The 19,294-nt window shown below is 52.8% G+C and carries 20 protein-coding genes and 3 pseudogenes; 13 read left to right on the forward strand and 10 right to left on the reverse strand.

Annotated elements, in window-relative coordinates; translation table 11 throughout:
- Positions 1-68: 68 nt before the first annotated feature.
- Positions 69-608, forward strand: a pseudogene (locus D781_RS06550) (IS3 family transposase); the annotation flags it as partial.
- Positions 609-925: 317 nt separating this feature from the next.
- On the opposite strand, the gene D781_RS06555 reads toward D781_RS06550, so the two are convergent.
- On the reverse strand, positions 926-2,878 hold the full coding sequence (locus tag D781_RS06555) for an ATP-binding protein (RefSeq protein WP_015671527.1): 1,953 nt from the start codon (positions 2,876-2,878) through the stop codon (positions 926-928).
- 530 nt (positions 2,879-3,408) lie between these two features.
- Between D781_RS06555 and D781_RS06560 the strand changes: the two genes are divergently transcribed.
- Positions 3,409-3,948, forward strand: coding sequence for a DUF2058 domain-containing protein (locus D781_RS06560; protein WP_041411741.1), 540 nt, complete (start codon positions 3,409-3,411; stop codon positions 3,946-3,948).
- A gap of 64 nt (positions 3,949-4,012) precedes the next feature.
- On the opposite strand, the gene D781_RS06565 is transcribed toward D781_RS06560, so the two are convergent.
- The 3 genes from D781_RS06565 to D781_RS06575 form a co-directional block, all read right to left on the reverse strand.
- A complete protein-coding gene (locus D781_RS06565) occupies positions 4,013-4,711 on the reverse strand; it encodes an RluA family pseudouridine synthase (RefSeq protein WP_015671529.1) in 699 nt (232 codons plus the stop codon).
- Between the two features lie 97 nt (positions 4,712-4,808).
- On the reverse strand, positions 4,809-6,266 hold the full coding sequence (locus D781_RS06570; RefSeq protein WP_015671530.1) for an MFS transporter: 1,458 nt from the start codon (positions 6,264-6,266) through the stop codon (positions 4,809-4,811).
- Between the two features lie 101 nt (positions 6,267-6,367).
- Positions 6,368-7,114: a glucose 1-dehydrogenase gene (locus D781_RS06575; protein WP_015671531.1), complete on the reverse strand. Its 747-nt coding sequence runs from the start codon at positions 7,112-7,114 to the stop codon at positions 6,368-6,370.
- Positions 7,115-7,243: 129 nt separating this feature from the next.
- Here D781_RS06575 and D781_RS06580 point away from each other — a divergent pair, with 129 nt between their 5' ends.
- The gene (locus D781_RS06580; RefSeq protein WP_015671532.1) at positions 7,244-8,113 is read left to right on the forward strand and encodes a LysR family transcriptional regulator; all 870 of its coding nucleotides are present in this window, start codon (positions 7,244-7,246) and stop codon (positions 8,111-8,113) included.
- Between the two features lie 8 nt (positions 8,114-8,121).
- Here D781_RS06580 and yajD read toward each other — a convergent pair whose 3' ends face one another.
- A complete protein-coding gene (gene yajD, locus D781_RS06585) occupies positions 8,122-8,469 on the reverse strand; it encodes an HNH nuclease YajD (protein ID WP_015671533.1) in 348 nt (115 codons plus the stop codon).
- 179 nt (positions 8,470-8,648) lie between these two features.
- Between yajD and gcvA the strand changes: the two genes are divergently transcribed.
- The 3 genes from gcvA to D781_RS06600 all read left to right on the forward strand — a co-directional run bounded on the left by gcvA (position 8,649) and on the right by D781_RS06600 (position 11,368).
- Positions 8,649-9,554: a transcriptional regulator GcvA gene (gcvA, locus tag D781_RS06590; RefSeq protein ID WP_041412027.1), complete on the forward strand. Its 906-nt coding sequence runs from the start codon at positions 8,649-8,651 to the stop codon at positions 9,552-9,554.
- Between the two features lie 75 nt (positions 9,555-9,629).
- Positions 9,630-10,457 carry a DMT family transporter gene (locus D781_RS06595; RefSeq protein ID WP_015671535.1) on the forward strand — a complete coding sequence of 276 codons (828 nt, stop codon included), beginning with the start codon at positions 9,630-9,632 and terminating at the stop codon, positions 10,455-10,457.
- A 20-nt stretch (positions 10,458-10,477) separates the two neighbouring features.
- On the forward strand, positions 10,478-11,368 hold the full coding sequence (locus tag D781_RS06600) for an oxidoreductase (protein ID WP_015671536.1): 891 nt from the start codon (positions 10,478-10,480) through the stop codon (positions 11,366-11,368).
- A gap of 213 nt (positions 11,369-11,581) precedes the next feature.
- On the opposite strand, the gene D781_RS06605 is transcribed toward D781_RS06600, so the two are convergent.
- The gene (locus tag D781_RS06605; RefSeq protein WP_015671537.1) at positions 11,582-12,058 is read right to left on the reverse strand and encodes a GNAT family N-acetyltransferase; all 477 of its coding nucleotides are present in this window, start codon (positions 12,056-12,058) and stop codon (positions 11,582-11,584) included.
- A gap of 93 nt (positions 12,059-12,151) precedes the next feature.
- Here D781_RS06605 and D781_RS23945 point away from each other — a divergent pair.
- The 3 genes and pseudogenes from D781_RS23945 to D781_RS06615 all read left to right on the forward strand — a co-directional run.
- Positions 12,152-12,274, forward strand: a pseudogene (locus D781_RS23945) (LysR family transcriptional regulator); the annotation flags it as partial.
- Positions 12,263-12,403, forward strand: a pseudogene (locus D781_RS22590) (GNAT family N-acetyltransferase); the annotation flags it as partial. The pseudogenes D781_RS23945 and D781_RS22590, both read left to right, overlap by 12 nt.
- A 71-nt stretch (positions 12,404-12,474) precedes the next feature.
- On the forward strand, positions 12,475-13,239 hold the full coding sequence (locus D781_RS06615) for a DeoR/GlpR family DNA-binding transcription regulator (RefSeq protein WP_015671538.1): 765 nt from the start codon (positions 12,475-12,477) through the stop codon (positions 13,237-13,239).
- 58 nt (positions 13,240-13,297) lie between these two features.
- On the opposite strand, the gene D781_RS06620 is transcribed toward D781_RS06615, so the two are convergent.
- Positions 13,298-14,098 carry a Cof-type HAD-IIB family hydrolase gene (locus tag D781_RS06620; protein ID WP_015671539.1) on the reverse strand — a complete coding sequence of 267 codons (801 nt, stop codon included), beginning with the start codon at positions 14,096-14,098 and terminating at the stop codon, positions 13,298-13,300.
- Positions 14,099-14,282: 184 nt separating this feature from the next.
- Between D781_RS06620 and D781_RS23585 the strand changes: the two genes are divergently transcribed.
- Positions 14,283-14,510, forward strand: coding sequence for a hypothetical protein (locus D781_RS23585; RefSeq protein WP_124014434.1), 228 nt, complete (start codon positions 14,283-14,285; stop codon positions 14,508-14,510).
- Here the strand turns inward: D781_RS23585 and D781_RS06625 are convergent.
- On the reverse strand, positions 14,493-15,134 hold the full coding sequence (locus D781_RS06625; protein WP_015671540.1) for an HD domain-containing protein: 642 nt from the start codon (positions 15,132-15,134) through the stop codon (positions 14,493-14,495). The two genes, D781_RS23585 and D781_RS06625, sit on opposite strands and share 18 nt — an antisense overlap.
- Positions 15,135-15,251: 117 nt before the next feature.
- Between D781_RS06625 and D781_RS06630 the strand changes: the two genes are divergently transcribed.
- On the forward strand, positions 15,252-16,214 hold the full coding sequence (locus D781_RS06630) for a DJ-1/PfpI family protein (protein WP_015671541.1): 963 nt from the start codon (positions 15,252-15,254) through the stop codon (positions 16,212-16,214).
- 273 nt (positions 16,215-16,487) lie between these two features.
- Here the strand turns inward: D781_RS06630 and D781_RS06635 are convergent, their stop codons facing one another.
- The gene (locus D781_RS06635; protein WP_015671542.1) at positions 16,488-17,099 is read right to left on the reverse strand and encodes a TetR/AcrR family transcriptional regulator; all 612 of its coding nucleotides are present in this window, start codon (positions 17,097-17,099) and stop codon (positions 16,488-16,490) included.
- 150 nt (positions 17,100-17,249) lie between these two features.
- Between D781_RS06635 and D781_RS06640 the strand changes: the two genes are divergently transcribed.
- Both D781_RS06640 and D781_RS06645 read left to right on the forward strand, forming a co-directional pair.
- Positions 17,250-17,555, forward strand: a complete 306-nt coding sequence (locus D781_RS06640) for an EthD family reductase (RefSeq protein ID WP_015671543.1) — start codon at positions 17,250-17,252, stop codon at positions 17,553-17,555.
- Positions 17,556-17,570: 15 nt separating this feature from the next.
- Complete coding sequence (locus D781_RS06645; protein WP_015671544.1) at positions 17,571-18,581, forward strand: alpha/beta hydrolase; 1,011 nt, start codon at positions 17,571-17,573, stop codon at positions 18,579-18,581.
- A 130-nt stretch (positions 18,582-18,711) separates the two neighbouring features.
- Here the strand turns inward: D781_RS06645 and D781_RS06650 are convergent, their stop codons facing one another.
- Entirely contained in the window at positions 18,712-19,167 is a 456-nt protein-coding gene (locus tag D781_RS06650; RefSeq protein WP_080062347.1) for an NmrA family NAD(P)-binding protein, read from the reverse strand.
- Positions 19,168-19,294 lie beyond the last annotated feature (127 nt).

A 19,294-nucleotide genomic window follows, 5' to 3' on the forward strand; every position in this document is an offset into this window, starting at 1 on the left:
TCGTTGGCAGAATGAGTATGCCGGAAGATCTCTAAATGTGAATGGTTCGATTATGCGGGATACTTACACATGGTCTGCCAATATCCGAGAATCTGTTGAAGTAGGACTTTTACGCCAGCGGCCCGAATCAGAAGTGGGTGGGTGACATCACGTATCTGCGCACCGGTGAAGGCTGGCTGTATCTGGCGGTGGTGATTGACCTGTGGTCGCGGTCAGTCATTGGCTGGTCGATGTCGTCACGGATGACGGCACAGCTTGCCTGCGATGCACTGCAGATGGCGTTATGGCGGCGTAAACGCCCGGAAAATGTCATCGTGCACACAGACCGAGGTGGTCAGTACTGTTCAACGGATTACCAGAGCTTACTGAAACGGCATAATCTGCAGGGCAGTATGAGCGCTAAGGGCTGTTGTTACGACAATGCCTGTGCAGAAAGCTTCTTTCACTCACTGAAGGTGGAATGTATCCACGGGGAGGACTTTGCCAGCCGGGAAATAATGCGAACGGCAGTGTTTAATTATATCGAGTGCGATTACAATCGCTGGCGTCGTCACAGTGCCTGTGGCGGTCTTAGCCCGGAACAGTTTGAAAACCAAAACCTCGCTTAGGGCCGTGTCCACATTACGTGGGTAGGATCACCATTGTCTGCTGAATAATAGCTATTTTTTCCTGCGGTGTACGGCGTCGACGCCGCTCAGGTCCTGATAACACTTCAACCATCTTATTATTTTGACTGGTGTTAAACATAGGTCTAAGACTACCTCTTATTTTAAGAGCGGCGAAGTGTCTGGTGATCTATGGGGCCAGTCTAGTATGTATGTAATTGGAATTTAATGGTAGTGGGGTGTTTGGTGATTAAATCCAGGATTAAAACATGCTAAAATTGTCATCATGTAATTAATCCTGGTTTTTGTTTTAATAGATTTCAGTCAAAACCATACAATAAGTCATCTACGCCATTAGATGTGTCTAAAATAATTTCGTTTAACGTGGAGTTTGCGGATGATTCATATATTACTGGAATCATTAATGTGTGCCTGAATTGTAATAATATACTGATTATATCAGGTATTATATCATTGCAGCATCCTTCAATATCACCATCTCTAGACGATATTATTAAATTGTCAGGTATTTTAAGTGACTCGGTTGATAATCTATTGAAATAGTCTCTCTCTTTGAAAAAATACTCAGGGTTTTTTAGCCTGAGTATTTCAAATACTGTGCTTTTTAAAGATATAGGGTAAGTGATATGGGTGATGAAATCACGAAATCCTATAAAGTTGTTTTCGAAGGAGTTATGGAGTGAGTAATTATCATCAAAAATATCAAGATCTCCAAGGTTTGCATTACTGTATGGAGTTAAAAGTAAGTTTAAGTTAGAGAAAAAACTGATACTCGCCCATATTTCTTTGTCACATTTATTTAGTGAACTAATTTTTCTTATCTTTTTAAAATGTTCGAAGTAATCGATGAGGCATTTATGAAGGATTGATTTCCTAAAAGAGGCATAATCAATGTCAGAGCAGAGTTCAATTATGTTTTTAAATTTTACTACACTATTGCTCTCATATAGCTTTAATAATAATTTATCTCTTTTGTCTTTGACTTCAATACATATGAACTCTGCACAAAAATACTCCATGAGTGATTTGTGGGACCATCTATAAAGTGCTCCTTCTTTTATGAATAATGGTACTGAATATATTAAATCATTTATAAATAGTATTGGTTTTACACTGACTCCCTTCAGTTTATCAGTAATATCCTTTAGAACATTTTCAAGTTCAGCTCTACTAAATTCTAATCTTCCATTGTTTTTTAAACACCAAAATGCTAACCGGCGTAATATAATGCTGAAATCTGTTATGTCTAATCCTGAGGCTTTTCTTCTAACATAACCTGTTTCTTTACTAAGATCATGAGTTTCAAAAAGAGCTTCAAAAACTTGGCTATAGAATAGATCTTTTCTTCTTGGTATTGTTGGTTTGTATTTATATGAACAAAACAAAAGTGAAACATATAACGGGGTTGTTAAGAATTCGAGAATTGTCGTGTTATTTTTTTCTCGCATAATTTTTATTTCAGAAATTAACTTACTTGAAAGAACAAGACTTCCCCCTATTTTAGACGAGTTGGCGTCATATAAACGAATCAGGTTGTATGATTGTTCTATGTCCAATGGTTTTATTTTAAATCTGTTAAATGAGTGTAGCTCTAGAAGGGATTGATCTGGTCTAGATGTGATGATTATTTTTGAATGTTCCATGTCATCACTAAAGGTTTTTATTTTTTTTATTAAATCATTCTTAATGTCGAAGGGTATCTCATCAATGCCATCAAAAAAATATATAAAAGGTATTCTTTTTAACGCGCTACTATCATTAAGGTTGTTAAACCCTATAAGCTTATTTATCTGTTCCGTTATAGGGGTGTTTGTTAGTGTTCTTAGTTCTATATAAATAGGGATGTATTCTGAATAATCAATGGAATCAATGACTATTTTTTTTATTAACGTTGATTTTCCCATTCCTGCATTATCTATTATTAAAATATTTTTGAATGGAGTAAGGAAAGAATCACCTCTGCGGACAGTATACTCGTGTTCTTCTCTTGAGTCTAATGTTGATAGAGTTAAGGGGACGTAGATGTCATTTACTTTTTTCAAAATGTTAGGGAATGCTAATGAATTTATTATAGAGCACTGAGCTCTGGTTTTTGCCAAATAGTCAGACATATTATCCTTGAGCTTGAGTACATCCTTCTCTTTTTTATAAATATCACTTCCTTTATTAACAATAAAAGGAAGTATTCTTTCTTCAAATAATTTGATGGCCCAAGGCTTAGCTAGTTCAATCGCATTTTCTAGAGTTATCATTTATCACGCCTAGTTTTCTAGTGTTCTTTTAGTTAAGATAAACATCAATATATTATACTTTATAAATGTGGAAAAATCACTTTGCGGATACACATTTCATTTATTTGATATGCTAGTACGTTTTTCATGCAGCACTTTATGTGGTAGAAGTTCAGTCCATCAGGCTGGAACTCATATAAATATGACTGGCGTCTTTTTCGTCATTGTCATGGGCATTACTTAAAACTGCAATGTATAACTCCCATTAGTAACAGCCCATAGCTCTATCATGGATTGTTTTTTTCAGAAATGGATATATTGCTCTTATTTGTTGTACTTGCTCTTTAGTTCACTTATACCAACTTCGGCTTGGGCCCTCTAGGGTGAAGCTACAGATGTTCAAGCCACACAAGCCACACAAGCCACACAAGCCACACAAGCCACACAAGCCACACAAGCCACACAAGCCACACAACCCACACAACCCTAGCCCCCCCTCCACCAATGCCGCTATAATCCCCACAAATTTCTCAACGGGTTCAGAAACGAAGATGGCAAAACTCACCTTACAAGAGCAGCTGCTGAAGGCAGGGCTGGTGACCAGCAAAAAGGCGGCCAAAGTCCAGCGTACGGCGAAAAAATCACGGGTTCAGGCGCGTGAGGCCAGAGAGGCGGTGGAAGAGAATAAAAAAGCGCAGCTGGAGCGCGATAAGCAGCTCAGCGAGCAGCAAAAGCAGGCGGCGTTAGCCAAAGAGTACAAGGCGCAGGTGAAGCAGCTGATTGAGATGAACCGCATCGTGCCGGCAAAGGGCGATATCGGCTTTAACTTCACCGATGGCAACCTGATTAAGAAAGTGTATGTGGATAAGACCACGCAAACCCAGCTGATCAGCGGCCGTCTTGCCATCGCCCGTCTGGCTGTTGATAGCAACGGCGAGAGCGAATACGCCATTATCCCCGCCAGCGTCGCCGATAAAATTGCCCAGCGCGACGCAAACAGCATTGTGTTAAACAGCGCGCTGAGTGAGGAAGAGCAGGACGAAGACGATCCGTATGCTGACTTTAAAGTGCCTGACGATCTGATGTGGTAAACAAGGTTTGCCGCTGCGGCGTATGAAGAGTCCTGACGGGCTTTTCATGCCGCCATCGCCATCGTCAGAACGGACAATCATGCCGGATGTTGAACGCTTCTTCGCTGACGGGATGAACAAAGCGCAGTTCGCTGGCATGCAGCATCAGTCGCGGGGTTTGTTCGGCGCCCGGCGGCCGCAGGCCGCCATACAGGTCACAGCCGAGAATCGGGTGGCCCAGCAGCTGGCAGTGAATGCGTAACTGATGAGTACGCCCGCTCTCCGGGGTCAGCTGCACCCGTGTCAACGGCAGTGACCGCCCATCCTCCAACCGCTGCGCAAAACGTTCGATGACCCGATAGCGCGATCTGGCGGGTTTACCGTGGGTGGCGCAAATCGACATCAGCGGAAACAGCGCCGGGTCTTTGGCAATCGCCGCGTCTATCACCCCTTCATTATCCTGCAAATGTCCGCACAGCAGCGCGCCGTACACCTTGGTTACCGTGCGCTGGCTGAACTGTCGGCAGAGGGCGGCATTGATCGCCTTGTTGCGGGCAATCACCATCAGCCCGGAAGTGCCGAAATCCAGACGGTGAACCAGCGTGCAGCCGGGGAACAGCTGTACCAGCCGGTGATGCACCGAATCGAGATTGCGCGGATTTTTGCCGGAGAGGCTGAGCAGCCCGGCGGGTTTATTGATGATCGCCAGGTGTTCGTCCTGATAGAGGATGTCTATCTGCGCGTGACACGGCGGAGCAATAAAGGTATCGACAATCGTAGACATCAGGCGGCCAGCAAGAAGGGTGGCTGCGGATAATAGCGGATTCTCAGCCGGCTGGCGAATTCTGCGGCAATGCGCCAGCCGGCTGACGGGGATTGCATTACTTGAGGGAAAGGTTGGCCGGGGCGGAGGACAAACCGGCGGAGCGGCGGATAAGCCGGATACTCAGCCCGGCGCCCGTGGCGAGGCACAGCGCCATCGCCAGCAGCGCGACGACAAAGGCATGCGTGATAGCGGCTGCGCTGTCGCCGTCGCCCAGCGTGCTGTAAAAAATGCCGCCGATCACCGCGACGCTCAGCGCTGTGCTGATTTGTAACGCCGAGCTGGTCACGCCGGCAATCATGCCTGAAAACTCGGGCGCAACGCGGCCGGTCACCATGCGCACCAGCGTCGGCATTGCTAGCCCCTGACCAAGGCCAGTGACAAAAAGCAGCACTGCGAGCGGCAGCAGGGCGGGAGGGCTGCCCGTCAGCGTCGCAGTGACCAGCCATGCCATGCCCGCTAACCCCGCGGTCTCGCATCCCATGCCGATGGCGCTCAGGTAATTGCCGGCAAAGCGCCGCAGGTAGGGCGTCAGCAGCGGCCCGATCAGATATCCGACGCCAAAGGGCAGAAAAAGCAGGCCCGCGGTCAGGGCGTTGATCTGCAGCGCGCCTTGCAGATACACCGAGAACAAAAGAAAGAACGCGGCGATGGCATAAAACAGCAGAACGATAGCCAGCCCCTGGCCCAGCCCCGGCGCGCGTAATACGATCGGATCCAGCAGTGGCGAGCCGCCTTGCCGGCGAAGGCGCAGCTCATAACGCCATAGCAGCGAGGCCAGCAGCGGAACCGCCAGGAATAACAGCCAGGTCCACCAGGGCCAGCCTGCCTCACGGCCTTCAATCAACGGCACAATCAGCGCGCTCAGCGTTGCCGTTGCCAGCAGCATGCCGCCGGGGTCCAGCTGCTGTGCAGCCTGTGCCCGCGTCTCTTTTAGCAACGGCAGGCCAAACAGGATGACCAGCAGCGCCACCGGCAGGTTGACGAGGAAAATGGCCCGCCAGCCCAGGTGGAACAGATCCACGGAAATCAGGATGCCGCCCAATACCTGGCCGATCACCGAGGCCAGGCCAAACACCGCGCCATAGAGGCTCAGCGCCAGTGGCTTCTCCGCTTCGGGGAAAATGGCCTGCACGGATGCCAGCGCCTGAGGTGCCATAATGGCGGCCGTGGCGCCCTGTAGCATGCGTCCGATAATCAGCACCCACGGAGACCAGGCCAGGCCGCACAGCAGCGAGGCGGCGGCAAAACCGATAAGCCCGAGGAAGAACATCTTGCCGCGGCCATAAATATCGCCCAGGCGGCCGCCGGTAATTAACGTTACCGCATACACGGCGGCATAGGATGAAATGACCAGCTGTTCAGCGGATGAAGAGGTGCCCAGCTCCCCCTGAATGGCGGGCAGCGCCACATTGACGATAAAAAAATCGAGCGGCGGCAAAAATGCCCCGACCAGTAAAATGACGAACATTGCCCAGCGGCGCGGTTCGGCTTGCGTGATGCTAGGTGCCGACATGGAGCACTCCCTATGGAACGGTGCAGTCCCCGCGAAGGGACTGTGAGGCTGGTAAAATGCGCAGTTTGTCGGTTCGGCGCGCTGCGAGAATGGGGTGGGCGTCAGCGCATGCCGCCGGAGGCCAGAATCACCTCGCCCGTGACCCAGCCGGCGTCATCCGAGGCGAGAAAGGCGACGATCGGGGCGACATCCTGCACCTGGCCGATACGGCCGAGCGGCGTCTGGCTTTCATTCCACGTCTGGAATGCCGAGTTCATCGCCCCAGCGCTGTGGCTGCCTTCCGTTTCGATCAGGCCGGGGTTGACCGCGTTAACGCGGATTCCCCGGGGGCCGAGTTCGCGCGCGAGCACGCCGGTGATGGCGTCAATCGCGCCTTTGGCGCCGCTGTAGATGGCGCTCTCGGCGATAAAGACGCGGGTAACGAACGAACTGATATTGATGATGCTGCCGCCTTTGCCGAGGTGCGGCGCGGCAGCGCCGGCCACCAGTAGCGGACCAAGAACATTGATGTCGAACTGCCGGCGGTAGAGCGCTTCGGTGCTTTCTTCAATCTTGGCGAACTGATAGATACCGGCGTTGTTGACCACGATGTCCAGCCGGCCGAAATGTTCGATGGCCGCGCCGATCAACGCCTCGACCTGCGTCTGGTTGGTGACATCCGCCGCTACCGCCATCGCCTGGCCGCCGGCGGCTTCGATATCGGCAACTACCTTATCGGCACCGCTTTTGTCTGAGGCGTAATTGACGATGACCTTCGCGCCGTCAGCCGCCAGCCGGCGGGCAATGCCTGCGCCGATGCCCTTGGATCCGCCGGTGATGATGGCGACTCTGTCTGTTAATTTGTTCATGTCTTCCGCTTCCTGATACGGCCGCATGGGCCGGTTGAGTTGAGGAGGCTATGGTGATACCAACAAAGTTGTTTGGGAACTGACACTTTTGTATATTTGATTTTCATTTTTGAACGGTGAGGCGACGGCATGGAGTGGGGCGACGTCCGGGTATTTCTTGCAGTAATTCGTAACGGTTCTTTCGGGGAGGCGGCTCGCAGCCTTGGCGTGAGCCATCCGACGGTGGGGCGCCGGATAAAAGCGCTGGAGGATGAGGCGCAGCAGGCGCTGTTTCGCCGGACAAGGGACGGGCTGGTGCTGACGGACGCCGGCGACGCCGTGCTGAAGCTGGCGGAAGCGATGGAAAATTCCGCGCTGGCGATGGAGCGGCGTCTGGCCGGCAATCACGAACGTCTCGAGGGGCTATTGCGGATATCTTCCGCGGAGTGGTTTGCCAACTATGTGCTGGCGCCCGTTCTGGGTGAGCTGACGCGCCGCCATCCGGCGATAGTGCCGGAAGTCATCGCCAGCTACCGCTTGCTCAACCTGTCGCGCCGTGATGCCGACGTGGCGTTTCGCATCGTGCCCTTTAGCGAACCGGATATTGTTCAGCGCCGCCTGATGAGCATGCCCTATGCGCTGTATGGCACGCCGGAAACCGCGCATATCGCACAGCACGATCCGGCAGCTGTGGGGCTGATTTTGATGAATACGGCACAGTCCCATTTTTCTGACGTCGCCTGGCTGCTCGACAGGTTCCCGCAGTCACGGCGAGTCTTCACCAGCACCAGCCGGGCCGTTCAGGCGCAGATGTGCCGGCGGGGAATGGGGATTGCCGTATTGCCGCAGCCGCTTGGTGACGCCATCGACGGATTGCAGCGCATCGGCACGTCGGAGCCGCCGCCGTCCAAAGATATCTGGGTGGGGTATCACTACGATCTCCGGCATATGGATCGCCTGCGGGCCATGCTGGATATCGCCGATGCGTTGCTGGCGGATCCCGCGCCGGCGGCGCCGTGAGCCTGCGTCTATTTCTTCTTGTTCATCATCGCCTGAAGTTCGGCAAACGGGTTGTAGGTGGCCGCGCCGACATCTTTCTGCGCGTCTTCCCCCGCCACCACGGTGGTGCCGTACTGGTCGGCTTCCGTGTACTTCGAGTGTTCGTGGTCATGGCAGTACAGGCACAGCAGTTCCCAGTTGCTGCCGTCTTCCGGGTTATTGGTGTGGTCGTGATCGATATGGTGAACCGTGAGTTCACGCAGGTTTGAATAGACAAATTCCCGCGAGCAGCGTCCGCACACCCACGGATAAATTTTTAGTGCTTTTTCACGGTAGCCGCTTTCCAGCCGCGCGTAGTTTTTGGGGATAAAAGCCATTGCCTGTGTCACCTGTCAGCAAGAAATAATGTCCCCAATATATCGCAAAACGGGACGGCAGGGCATCTTGGCTGCTACAGGCGCTGCCGGGCGGTTTTACTTCTCTTGCGCGCCGTATCTTTTTCCGGGCGTCCGGCCTATGGTGTTATGAGTATTAGCTCATTCACAGGAACGGCATGATGCGCGATCTTCCCCCGACGGCCACGCTGCGCACTTTTGAAGTCGCCACCCGTCACACCACCTTTACCTCCGCCGCGGCTGAGCTGTTTATTACGCAAAGCGCGGTCAGCCATCAGTTGAAGAATCTGGAAGAAATCTGGGGGCTGCAGCTGTTTGAGCGCGGCAAGACCCTGCGTCTGACGCCCGCCGGCGCCGCGCTTGCTCCTCTGGTGCGCGAGTTCTTCGGCAAGTTGGAAACCACGCTGGCCGACCTGCGTGAGCAAAAAGGCCGGGTGCGCCTGCGCGTTAACACCACCTATTCGTTCGCGCTGAAGTGGCTGCTGCCGCGCCTGCCGGAGCTGGCGCGCTTACATCCGGAGATTCTGGTCACCCTGGAAAGCACGGACGAGGCGATTAACTTCGCCAGCACCGATTCCGATGTGGCGATCCGATTCGGCCACGGCAACTATCCCGCGCTGCACACCGAGTTTATGTTCCGCGAACAGCTGTTCCCGGTTGCCAGCCCGGCCCTGTTGCGGCGCTTTGGCACTCCGGCGGAACCGGCTGAACTGCTGCGCTATCCGCTGCTGACGCGCGACGGCGCCGATCTGGTGCCGAAGTGGGACGTCTGGTTTAAGCTGACCGGCGTCAATACCGATGTGCTGCACGAAAGCGTGCGCTTCGCCGATACCAATATGACGATTGAAGCCGCGCTGCTGGGGCAGGGGATTGCGCTGGCGCGCAGTGGGCACGTTGAAAAAGAGATCGGCGACGGCAGCCTGGTGCGGCTGTTTGACGTACCTTTTCCTTCGCCGGCAGCCTATTACTTCGTCTGCCCGCAAGGTATCGAAACGCAGCCGCACATTATCGCGTTCCGTCACTGGCTGCTGGCGGAATCACGGCAGGCGCAGCATAACTACCGTTAAGTCATGAGTATTTGCTCATGCTGCGATGACGACACTTCACTGTTCATCCGGGCCGCTGCTGCTTAGTATCGCCGTATGCCTGGACACATTATTTTTCTCACGCTGTTCGCCGCGCTGCTGCATGCCGGCTGGAACACCTTATTACGCGGCGGCGCTGACCGGCTGTGGTCGATGACCATCATGTGCCTGACGATCGCCGTGACCTGCATCGTCATTGCGCTGTTTCTGCCGCCGCCCGCGGTCGCCAGCTGGCGCTACGCGCTGCTGTCGGCGCTGCTGCACGTCGGCTATAACCTGTGTCTGGTGCGCAGTTATCAGCACGGGGAACTCGGGCAAACCTACCCGATTGCGCGCGGCTCTTCGCCGCTGATGGTGACCTGTGGGGCGGCGCTCTTCGCCGGAGAGAGCATCGACGCGGGCACCCTTGGCGGTATTGCGCTGGTGTGCGCGGGGATTTTGCTGCTGGCGGTGAGGCGGGGCAAGCCGGCGATGCCGGGCCTGCGCTATGCGCTGGCAACCGGGGTTTTTATCGCCGCGTACAGCGTGGTGGATGGCATGGGCGTGCGGGTATCCGGCAACGCGCTCGCCTATACCGTGTGGATGAGCGCATTATGGGGCGTGCTGATGCCGCTACTGTATATCGCGCTGCGCGACGGCAGGAGTTTACTGCGCCGTCGGCCCGGTATGCTCCATGCGGCGGCCGGCGGCCTGGTTTCACTGCTCGCTTACGGCATCATCATCTATGCCATGACGTCGGCGCCGATGGGGGCGGTTTCAGCGCTGCGTGAAACCAGCGTGCTGTTTGCCGCCGTGCTGGGCGCTCTGTTCCTCGGCGAAGCGTTAACGCTGCAAAAAGTATTGGCGTGCGCCCTTATTGCTGCCGGCACGCTGTTGATCGGTTAATCAAAACAGGAGAACGCCAGATGTCTGACCATCCTACGCTTGCCCTGCTCGGGCCGGGCGCCATCGGCACCACCATTGCCGCGGTACTGCACGACGCCGGCCACACGCCGGTCCTGTGCGGGCGTACTGCCCATCCGCAGCTGATTTTGCGTCACGACGACGGAGAAACCGTGGTGCCCGGGCCGGTGCTGAACAATCCGGCGGCGATCCAACGCCCGTTCGACCTACTGTTTGTGGCGGTGAAAACCACCCAGATTGCCGACAGCGCCCGCTGGCTGGCCGCGCTGTGCGACGAAAACAGCGTGGTCTGCGCGCTGCAGAACGGCGTCGAGCAAGAGGCGCTGCTGGCGCCCTACGTCAACGGCGCCAGGGTGCTGCCTTCGGTGGTGTGGTTCCCGGCGCAGCGCGAGCCGGATGCCTCCGTATGGCTGCGCGACACGCCGCGCCTGACGCTGCCGGATGTGCCGCAGGCAAAACGGGTGGCGGATGCGCTCAGCGGCACGCGCTGCGCGGTTGAGCTGTCGGCCGACTTTGCCTCCGTCGCCTGGCGCAAGCTGCTGCAGAACGCGGTGGCGGGCCTGATGGTGCTGGCGAATCGCCGCGCCGGGATGTTTACGCGCGAGGATATCACGGAACTGGCGCTGGCCTATCTGCGTGAGTGCCTGGGCGTAGCGCGCGCCAACGGCGCGCAGCTGAGCGATAACGTTCCGCAGGAGATTGTCGAACGCTTTCACCGCGCCCCGGCGGATTTGGGCACCTCGATACTCGCCGACCGGCAGGCCAACCGCCCGCTGGAGTGGGATATCCGCAACGGCGTGATTCAGCGCTATGGCCGCCGGCAGGGGATAGCTACGCCCATCAGCGATGTGCTGGTGCCGCTGCTGGCGGCGGGCAGCGAAGGGCCGGGGTGAGGCTGGGGGGGAAATGTCCGGGTTGGTTGGCGTAGCGCGTGACGCTGGTTAACGCTGATGATCGCCGGGCATATCGATCATCGGGCTAACTGCTGGTGATGCAAAAAACGCCGCGGGCAGCGCCCTGACGGCGTTTAGCTCGTGGAGCCGGGGCTAAAAGAGTACTGACGGAATGCACAGATCCCGCTCCGGCGGGATCTGCTTATCGCGCGGCTATTCGGCAAATTTCAGCAGCGCGTCACCATCCAGGCGGTAGCGCACCCATTCGGACTGCGGCAGTGCGCCGATGCTCTGGTAAAAATCAATGGCGGGCTGGTTCCAGTCCAGCACGCTCCATTCCAGGCGGCCGCACCGGCGTTGCACGGCGCATTGCGCGATATGTTTCAGCAACGCTCGGCCCGCGCCCCGGCCGCGATAGGCCGGGGAAACGTACAAATCTTCCATATAAATCCCGTTACGTCCGAGCCATGTGGAATAGCTGGTGAAGAATACGGCATAGCCGACGATGTTGCCTGCTATCTCGCCGATCAACGCTTCGGTGTTACTGCCTGCGCCAAAGAGCGTTTCCCGGATTTCATCCGGCGTGGTAACCACTTCCTCCGGCGCTTTTTCATACACTGCCAGCTCATAGATCATCGCGTAAATTGCCGCCGCATCTTCCGGGCGGGCCTGACGAATGGTGATGCTCATGGGTTTTCCCTGTTATTTCTGCGTGATGTTGAGATTGATGGCGTTCAGCATAAGGGGTATCGTCCGAAGAATTAAGTGCAATGAAATCACCCAATGATGAATATTATGCATCCGGCGCTGCGGCGCCTTGATTTAAACCTGCTGCCGGTTTTTGACGCCATTTATCGCCACCGCTCCGTTCGTCTGGCGGCGGATGAGCTGGCGATGAGCACCTCTTTGGATATTGAAAAACGACATGACACGGCAGTGATCGTTTGGTCAGCATGGGAAGGGGAATAACTTGCAGGAATTGGCGCGTTGAAAATAGTGGATAACGAACATGGTGAGCTGAAATCAATGCGTACCTTATGATCTTAAACTGGCTATGCTCCATTGTGTATACTTGTGCAATATTTGGTTAATTTTGAGAGTTCAGAATGATTGATTATGACGCCTTACCTGAACAGAGACAGGAAGTGATTTACCAGATGCTACAGCAGACCGGTCGGGTTATAGGTGCTGATATTGCCCGTCAGCTAGGCGTCTCTGAACACACGATACGCAGGGATCTGCAGGCGATGGTCCGCAAAGGGATGTGTAAAAAGGTCTACGGGGGAGCTGTCAGCCAGTTCAAACAGTCTGCAAGCTTTGAAACGCGAGTCATGCACAGCATCGAAGAAAAATCTGGCGTGGCAAGACGTTGCGCGGAACTTATCAAAACCGGAACCTGTATCTTTATAGATGGAGGCTCTACGTATCTTGCTATGGTGAGCTTCATTCCTCAGAACTACGATCTCACCATTGTGACAAATTCCCCACAAATAGCAGCAGCCCTCAGTGGACGCCAGCAGGGGGAAGTGATTATGCTTGGCGGAAAGCTTAATCCACAGACCGGAAGCATTCTGGGATCGGAGCCTCTGAATAACGTCAGGGAGATGTTGTTTGACCAGATGTTTATCGGCGTCTGCGGATTAGACCTACAGGCAGGATTGACGGCGGTTTACTATGAGGACGCCTGCTTCAAAAAAGAAGTGATGCGTCAGAGCAATGAGGTTATCGCCGCCGTCATTGCAGATAAAATGCCCCAGGTCGCACGGTATAAAGTCGCTTCATGTGAGGATATTGATGTCGTCGTGGCAAGCAGCCTGACGGATACAAGTTCTCTTGCGCCTACAAATATACGGCTGGAAATCGCAGGCTGATATGCACCCCATGTGCGGGAAGGCCGAGGAGGGTGTTAAGCCTTCCCTCTCATTCCCGTCAGGATTGTAGAGCAAGCAGGCGGTTGATGGTTTCCATCACCGCATTGTCATCATTGGTTCCGGTGACAAAACGCGCTGCGTGCTTCACCTCTTCAAAGGCGTTTCGCATGGCAAAGCTATAATCTGCCTGGGCCAGGAGTTCCAAATCGTTGTAGCCGTCACCGAAGGCCATTGTTTCTTCCGGGCTGACATTCAGGATTTCCTGAAGTTTTTGGACGGTGCTCCCCTTGTGTACTCCATACCCGGCAATATCGATCCATGATGCTTCAGAAACCACGATGTACACATCATCCTCAAACGGATTTAGATGTGGGCGAGTCTGCGGACAGTTTCCTTCCTCATCAAAAACAGTGATTTTGACAAAATCACTGTCTACCGTGTCAAAGTCCACGGTTTCTATCATGCGGGCATAGGAGCGTCTGACTTTATCCTTAAGATGCTGTGGAACATCAGAACGCACAATCGCGCCTTCCGGAGTACAGGCAATGATGACATGTGTGGAACTCACTTCCTCGAGTGTGTTAATGATTGCCCGGCCTGTAGCATTATCAATCAGGGACTGAAAGGCAAAGTTACCCTTATGTTTGATGCGTGTGGCGCTGTCACCCACTATCCAGATGTCTTTACTGAATTCCCCGAAAAGCTCTTCCACTCGTTCGCATTGTTTGCCAGTACATGCAGCAAAATATACCCCGTGAGACAACATATTCGCCCACGTTTTGGCAAATAAATCGCGGTCATAGTCCCCCTGGCTGTTTAAAAATGTGCCATCAAGATCCGTAATAATCAGCTTTATCATGCTTCCTCCTGACTGCCTGGTCATCAATAGTCGTGCTGAACGAATAAATCTGAGCGCTTACGCGTTACGTAAATCAAAGTAGCATTGCGTGATAGATCATGCAAAGTTATGTCTACTTGTGTTCGTTTTTATTGACGGGTAAGCAAGATATCATGGTTGTTATGAGCACATAACGAAGAGCGTGATGCCAGGGCTGTGGGACCATCAGAAAGCACTTTTGAGCCATAATGGCCGCTTGTCGCTCATGGCAAACCTCGCTGAGCTTCAGGCGGTGCGCTTCGTGCCGGAAGCGGGCGTTTTCAACATTGAACCATTATTAAATCCAGCATCTAACTCCTATCCATATAAAAAAACACCTGATTCGGGGCGTCAGGTGCCTATCAAAAGGTTGGCTTCAGCCCTGCCAGCGTGACTGACGGATAATGCTGCAGAAGTTCATAGGTTTGAACTGGGCGTCTTTGTTTGCCAGTACATCTGCTTTCACGTTACCAAATGTAGTTTGTGGCTTGTGTTTGATTCCGTCATAAAAGGCCTGAATGATGTCTTCCTTAAAGTCAGGCGTACGCGGGTATTGCTGGGTCACTGCGCTGATTTCTTCCTGTGAGAATTTTTGATAATCAATTCCCAGCACGTCCATTTCAACGCCTGCCGTGAGCAGAGCTATTTCAGGTGCCATGAACTCCGGAATACCCGGCGTGGTATGCAGGGCAATAGCGGTCCAGACTTTATCAATGTCCAGCGCCTCGATACCGTAACCTTCCAGGAACTTACGAGCTTCATTTGCCCCATCTACTTCAAAACGTTTATCGCAGCTGCAATATTCATGAGTAAGGCCAATGTCATGGAACATACATCCGATGTACAGAAGTTCAGCATCGGCTTTAATTCCTCTTTTCTGCCCTGCGAGGGCTGCCCAGTGGTACACACGGCTTGAATGGTTAAAAAGCAGATCGGATTCGGTGTCACGAATGAACTCGGTGGCTTCACGGGCCATTTTGGTGTCTGGAATGCTGATATCTTCATTTGTGCGACTCATAGGAAATTCCTCTTCTCTGTTGTAGAACTGTAGAGTAAGCCCTAATATTCATGTCCTGAAGTGAGACTTAAAGACTATTTGGGACATAAAGATGATTCAGGACTTCGGGAAGGTAAAATGAGCCATAACATCTCTATCCTCGCGGTGCCGGGTGTTCAGATGCTTGATGTCTGCGGACCAATGGATGTCTTTGCTGAGGCCAATCGGATACTCAAACGCAACTTTTACATGCTTCACGTCATTTCCGTCACTGGCCTTATTATTCAGTCCTCGTCCGGGATTAAACTGTTGGCAGATACAACACTGTCCGATTGTGACGGATTATTGGCTGAAACGTTCCTTGTTGCCGGAGCGCCGGAAATTGCTCGTTACCAGCCGGACGCGCGCGTACTGGCCGAAATCAACGCGCTGTGTGAGTCAAGCAAACGTTTTGGTTCAGTGTGTACGGGTGCATTGCTTCTGGCGCTTACTGGAAGGCTCAATGGGAAGAGAGTGACCACGCACTGGGCCTGCGCGGATGCGCTTTCGATAGAGCATCCTGAAGTCATAGTAGAGGCAGATGCATTGTATGTTGCCGATGGCCGAATCAGGACGGCAGCAGGCGTAACCTCTGGCCTCGATATGGCGCTGCGTCTGGTAGAGGAAGATCTTGGCAAGGGTGTGGCGAAAGAAGTCGCGGACCAACTGGTCATGTTTTTCCGCCGGCCGGTTAACCAGTCCCACTTTATGAGAGGCAGCGTGCTTTCGCTTGATGGTCGCAGTGCTCTTCAGGATCTGCAGAGATGGGCTATTGCGAATATCAAAGAGGTGACTTCGGTTGCCATGATGGCAGAACACATCGGCTTCAGCCAGAGGCACCTTACGAGGATATTCAGGCAGGAAACCGGCTTTGCACCGGCACAATGGCTGGAACGCGAACGCGTATCAAAAGCAAAGTTGCTTATCGAAAAACAAAAATTGCCAGCGAAGACGCTTGCCGCTGAGTGTGGTTTTTCCGGGCCCGATGTAATGAGGCGCATCTTTAGTCGCTTAGTTGGGATCACGCCCAGCGGTTATCAGAAATTGATGAGTCGCGACTAGCTATATCCATGGGACAACACAAAAAGCTGTCAGAAACTAAACTTACTATGCCGGTAATGGCAATTGGCGGCGGTGGGCATGGCGGTATGGATCAGTATCAGGCGGACCAGATGAAATGCGATGCAACACAAGTTGGAGAACATGTCATGCCTGATTGTGGCACAGGCTACCAGAAGAGTGTCCGCAACAACTTAACCCTTTGCTCGTCAGTTTTATTAAATAGATAACTACTTTAATGACCAGGATGAAGCGCTGCTGTTAACGACGCAGAGTTCAAGCCGAATTCTGGTCCCACAAGTGCATGATCAACGAGACTGCGCCATTTAGCTGCTCTGACGTTGCACCATCCCGCGCCTGAATGGACAAGCCGAATAGAAATGTGCTGAAAGTCGCTGCCAGCGCGTCGATATCAACATCTCGCCTGAGCTCACCCGTGTTAACTGCACGCTGAACCGTTGCGAAGATGCCTTCACGGGTGCGCTTACGTGAACGGGTAAGAGGTTCAGCGGCAGCTGCATTTTCAGCAGATGTTGCACTCATTGCACCCAAACCTATCATGCAACCTGAAGGATGCCCAGGCTCGCACTGCATTCGTGCCGATTGACGCAGCGTAGCTTCCAGCGCTTCCCGTGCGGGGAGAGCGTTGTTCCAGAGAGGTTGAGTAACCTGCCCAAAGGTTGAGAGGTAGCGCTGTATACATTCCCGGTACAGTTTTTCTTTCGAACCGAAGGCTGCATAGAAGCTTGGCGAGGAAATCCCGTTGCTTATTCCTGCCTTTAGCACGGCGAGTGATGTCGACTCATAACCGTATTGCCAGAACAGATACATGGCTTTTTCAACGGCATCATCTCTGTCAAAAGTTCTTGGCCTTCCCGCCGCTTTCATTACCTTACCTTATTCATAATCAATCTTTAATTATATACTAACCGATACATATCTAATTGACAAAAATAAACACCATCAATATTATACCGATCGATACATATATGTTTGATTTTCAACAAACGTAATTTACAGGCTCAACAGGTGAGAACGATGGACTCGGTAACTCTATATGTGACCTATCAGGGCAACCTGAACTCTTATTTTGATCGTGACTACTACGCAAACCGTCATCTGCCGCTGGTGAAAAAATCCTTTGCTCAGTATGGCCTAATGAGTATTTCAGTTTTCTATCCGGAAATCCTGCAAACCGGCACGCTGGTTATCTGTGAGTGCATATTCCGCGACGAAGCCGCTATTCATACTGCCTTTTCCTCATCAGAGGCGACGGAAGTCATGGATGATGTCGCTCATTTTACTGATATCAGCCCAGTCCGTTTACGCGGCATTCCGCTATAAAACAAGGAACACTTTATGCAGCAAAAAACTCAATTTACTCCGTGGGTTAATGCACCGGTACGCTCGGTTCGTCGGGGGCACTTCTGGATCCCAGGCGAGCGCATTGAGCAAAACGGGCTGACCTTTCAGCGAGGGCCGATGTACGTCGAATGGGAAGCCCCAAAAGAGATTACGCGCCCTTATCCGGTAGTGCTCATGCATGGAGGCGGCTTCCAGGGCACTGAATGGTTTGATACTCCAGATGGAAGACCCGGCTGGGCGCAGCGATTTGTTGAAGATGGCTTCGCGGTACTGGTGATTGACAGACCTGGTCATGGGCGCTCACCGTTCCATGTGGAAACGACAGGCGAGATGGGGCCTGCTTTCTCATATGAGGGGGGGCAGCAGATTTATTTCCCCGGTACAGATGAGCGGCATACTCAGTGGCCTTTCGCTGAGGACGATGCTGATTCGATGGATGAATTTATTGCAGGCTATGGCCCCCTGCCTGCTGATTTAGCATTGTCTCAGACCATGGATGCAGACCGGATGGCAGCACTTCTGGAGCGTATCGGACCTGCTATTCTGGTCACGCACTCCGCTTCCGGCCCGGATGGCTGGCTGACAGCAGATCGTTGTCCGGATCGGGTAAAAATGATCGTGGCTGTTGAACCTATGGGTCCACCCTTTGCCCAGATCCCGAACATTGGAATGATGAGCTGGGGACCTGCAGCGGCGCCATTAAAATTTGAACCACCTTTTGAACATGCCAGCGACTTACAGCAGGCAGAGCCGGGCAGTTTCCGTTTACCTTCACTGGCAGAAAAGCCGATTCTGATTGTTACGGCAGAAGCTTCTGATTTCGCAGTCGCCAGTCCTCCGACAGCCGATTTTCTGAATGCTGCCGGGGCCTCAGTTGAACTACTTCATTTACCTGACCATGGCGTTTTTGGCAATGGTCACGGGCTAATTTATGAAAAGAATTCTGACGAGGCGCTGACACCAGTTCTGGCATGGATTAACAGGAAAATTCCGGTAACCGACTGATATTAAATTTAATTAATATTTTATCCAGAAGCCAATCTTTAATACGCTAGTTAACGTCAGCGCCCCTGCGGGATTAAACTATGAAGTACCATGAGAAAGCAGCCGGAGGCGGGCAACTCCGGCTATCGACCTATCGCAGGACGAGATTGGCCTGTGGGGCGTTAAGCGCCGCGTTAAAGCTCTGCTTGGCGGGCCCGGCCAGCCATTGCTCCAGCGTCATCATCATACCGAACTCCTGTTCGAGCGCCGGTATATCCGCCGAGCCTGCGACAATGCCATTGTCTACCAACGCCGTGAGCTGGCGAAGAAAAGTGTTCTGCGCTAACAGCTCGTCAGGAAAGCGGTGATAATGAATAGGATGACTGGCGGCATCTGAGAAAGCACGCTGCAAGTCTTCACCGGTCAATGCCTGGCTGGCCAGTTCCAGCGTTTGCCCCCGATATCGTTCAGGATCACACAGGATTTGGGCATTAATGCGCCCCAGGTCTTGCAGCGCAATATCATGTAGAGAATCACCTTGCTTATATCTGTCCCAGATCATTGCCTTCTGCTCTGGCGTGTAGTTAATCCGAGCTCTTCCTTTCATGGCAACATCCCCCTTGGTTAAGGATAGCGTTGCATCGACCCATTGAACTCACAGCTCATAGCCGCCTCCCCTCGGTTGGTTTCTGCCGATAGCGGGCGGGTATTTGCGGCGCTGACCGCTCACAGTT

Source organism: Serratia sp. FGI94, from assembly GCF_000330865.1.
GTDB classification, from domain to species: domain Bacteria; phylum Pseudomonadota; class Gammaproteobacteria; order Enterobacterales; family Enterobacteriaceae; genus Serratia_B; species Serratia_B rubidaea.

What these genes read in the sequence shown, in the direction of transcription:
- D781_RS06620 (WP_015671539.1), bottom strand. Translation starts at nt 14,098, where the DNA reads ATGATAAAGCTGATTATTACGGATCTTGATGGCACATTTTTAAACAGC.
- D781_RS06560 (WP_041411741.1), top strand. Translation starts at nt 3,409, where the DNA reads ATGGCAAAACTCACCTTACAAGAGCAGCTGCTGAAGGCAGGGCTGGTG.
- yajD (WP_015671533.1), bottom strand. Translation starts at nt 8,469, where the DNA reads ATGGCTTTTATCCCCAAAAACTACGCGCGGCTGGAAAGCGGCTACCGT.
- D781_RS06650 (WP_080062347.1), bottom strand. Translation starts at nt 19,167, where the DNA reads ATGAAAGGAAGAGCTCGGATTAACTACACGCCAGAGCAGAAGGCAATG.
- D781_RS06555 (WP_015671527.1), bottom strand. Translation starts at nt 2,878, where the DNA reads ATGATAACTCTAGAAAATGCGATTGAACTAGCTAAGCCTTGGGCCATC.
- D781_RS06575 (WP_015671531.1), bottom strand. Translation starts at nt 7,114, where the DNA reads ATGAACAAATTAACAGACAGAGTCGCCATCATCACCGGCGGATCCAAG.
- D781_RS06605 (WP_015671537.1), bottom strand. Translation starts at nt 12,058, where the DNA reads ATGAGCATCACCATTCGTCAGGCCCGCCCGGAAGATGCGGCGGCAATT.
- D781_RS06580 (WP_015671532.1), top strand. Translation starts at nt 7,244, where the DNA reads ATGGAGTGGGGCGACGTCCGGGTATTTCTTGCAGTAATTCGTAACGGT.
- gcvA (WP_041412027.1), top strand. Translation starts at nt 8,649, where the DNA reads ATGCGCGATCTTCCCCCGACGGCCACGCTGCGCACTTTTGAAGTCGCC.
- D781_RS06615 (WP_015671538.1), top strand. Translation starts at nt 12,475, where the DNA reads ATGATTGATTATGACGCCTTACCTGAACAGAGACAGGAAGTGATTTAC.
- D781_RS06595 (WP_015671535.1), top strand. Translation starts at nt 9,630, where the DNA reads ATGCCTGGACACATTATTTTTCTCACGCTGTTCGCCGCGCTGCTGCAT.
- D781_RS06630 (WP_015671541.1), top strand. Translation starts at nt 15,252, where the DNA reads ATGAGCCATAACATCTCTATCCTCGCGGTGCCGGGTGTTCAGATGCTT.
- D781_RS06600 (WP_015671536.1), top strand. Translation starts at nt 10,478, where the DNA reads ATGTCTGACCATCCTACGCTTGCCCTGCTCGGGCCGGGCGCCATCGGC.
- D781_RS06570 (WP_015671530.1), bottom strand. Translation starts at nt 6,266, where the DNA reads ATGTCGGCACCTAGCATCACGCAAGCCGAACCGCGCCGCTGGGCAATG.
- D781_RS06645 (WP_015671544.1), top strand. Translation starts at nt 17,571, where the DNA reads ATGCAGCAAAAAACTCAATTTACTCCGTGGGTTAATGCACCGGTACGC.
- D781_RS06625 (WP_015671540.1), bottom strand. Translation starts at nt 15,134, where the DNA reads ATGAGTCGCACAAATGAAGATATCAGCATTCCAGACACCAAAATGGCC.
- D781_RS06635 (WP_015671542.1), bottom strand. Translation starts at nt 17,099, where the DNA reads ATGAAAGCGGCGGGAAGGCCAAGAACTTTTGACAGAGATGATGCCGTT.
- D781_RS06565 (WP_015671529.1), bottom strand. Translation starts at nt 4,711, where the DNA reads ATGTCTACGATTGTCGATACCTTTATTGCTCCGCCGTGTCACGCGCAG.
- D781_RS06640 (WP_015671543.1), top strand. Translation starts at nt 17,250, where the DNA reads ATGGACTCGGTAACTCTATATGTGACCTATCAGGGCAACCTGAACTCT.
- D781_RS23585 (WP_124014434.1), top strand. Translation starts at nt 14,283, where the DNA reads ATGCCAGGGCTGTGGGACCATCAGAAAGCACTTTTGAGCCATAATGGC.